Source organism: Microcystis sp. LEGE 08355, from assembly GCF_015207185.1.
In the GTDB taxonomy this organism is placed as follows: domain Bacteria; phylum Cyanobacteriota; class Cyanobacteriia; order Cyanobacteriales; family Microcystaceae; genus Microcystis; species Microcystis panniformis.
On record NZ_JADEXI010000896.1, the window covers coordinates 1 to 1,276 of the forward strand.

The following is a 1,276-nucleotide window of genomic DNA, read 5'->3' on the forward strand; positions in this document are numbered from 1 at the left end:
ATTAAGAACCTTTTGCCGATCATCGGCCCGATTTGCCTGTTCGTAGCCTGGGGTATCCCAGAGGATTAACTCGTCCCCTTCTGGGGTTTGCCAATGGTAGGATTGGATCGCGTCGGTACTGGGCAATAGATCCACTTGGGCTAAATCGGCCCGAAAGAGAGTATTAATTAAACTGCTTTTGCCGGCCCCGGTGCGTCCAACCAGCAGAATATTAACCGGTTGGCGATCGATTTCCGTGATCGGTTCCGCTTGGGCGAGAATTTCCTTGAGAGTAGTAGTGGCGATTTTGGTCTTCGTGGGGAGAGTTGGGGCGAGATTGCCGCCACTGTAGAGTAACACCGCTTGACGAGAGAGATTTCTTAGGGCATTTTCCCGCAAAACTTGCCCTAAATTGACTAATAATTGCTGATCCGCTCGATCGCTGTACTTTTGACTAGCCACTTTAGCCACGGCAGCAGCGGGATTGATCACCCATTGCGCCCAATTCCAGACTTGCCAAAGTTTCTGGGCCGAGGGTTGCAATTTTTGATAAACTTCGTAGGCTTGATAGGCTTGGCCGATGGTGATTTGATTCAGGGCCGGGGAAAGATTCTGCATCCAGCGATCGCTATCATCCACGGTTCCCCGAATTAAACCGTAGGCCTGGGGAATGTAAATATTTAATAAGGGGTACTTGACATCGGGGTAATATATCTGAGCGATGGCACTGACCAAATCCTGACAGCGTTGCCAAAAAGTCGCCCAATCTTCCCAAACCGGGCGATCATTGCGGGCCTCGACGATAATCCTCTCGATAATTTCCTCGACATTTCCCCCGGAATCACCGTCAGGAGGGGTTAATTCTGCCTTAATTTCCCCGATGGCGGCTTCAATTTCCCCGACTGCTGGGCGCGTCCATTTGACCAACAGGAAGCGCCAAGCAACAAAAATCAGGGTAAAAACTGCCCAAATCCAATTCAAACCCCATTGATTGATCTGGACACTGGCGGCCACGATCAGAAAGATGACCACGGCGGCGATCGGAACTGCTAAAATCAACCCTTGCCAAGTTTTTAACCGTAACATTGCTCGATCTGGTTTTTTTCCATTCTACCGATCTCTGATTCTCGGTTAGGGGGGCAGTCCTGATGCCAAAGTCGGCACCGCCAAGCCTGAAAATATTCTGATTGACGAATTGGCGTTATTTGAGCTTCTATTTTCCAGTCAGTCCCGATGAAAAAATTTTCACCCCCACAGATGAAAGAGGTTTCCTTCCCTACACCCCACACCCCACACC

At 49.8% G+C, this 1,276-nt stretch carries 2 protein-coding genes; both read right to left on the bottom strand.

From position 1 onward, the window contains the following. The coding region (locus IQ242_RS25065; RefSeq protein ID WP_193961818.1) for a GTPase family protein at positions 1–1,065 on the bottom strand (1,065 nt) is incomplete at its 3' end. Continuing rightward, positions 1,053–1,276 (bottom strand): hypothetical protein (locus IQ242_RS26565; protein WP_228021217.1); only part of this gene is annotated, 224 nt, incomplete at its 5' end. The genes IQ242_RS26565 and IQ242_RS25065, both read right to left, overlap by 13 nt.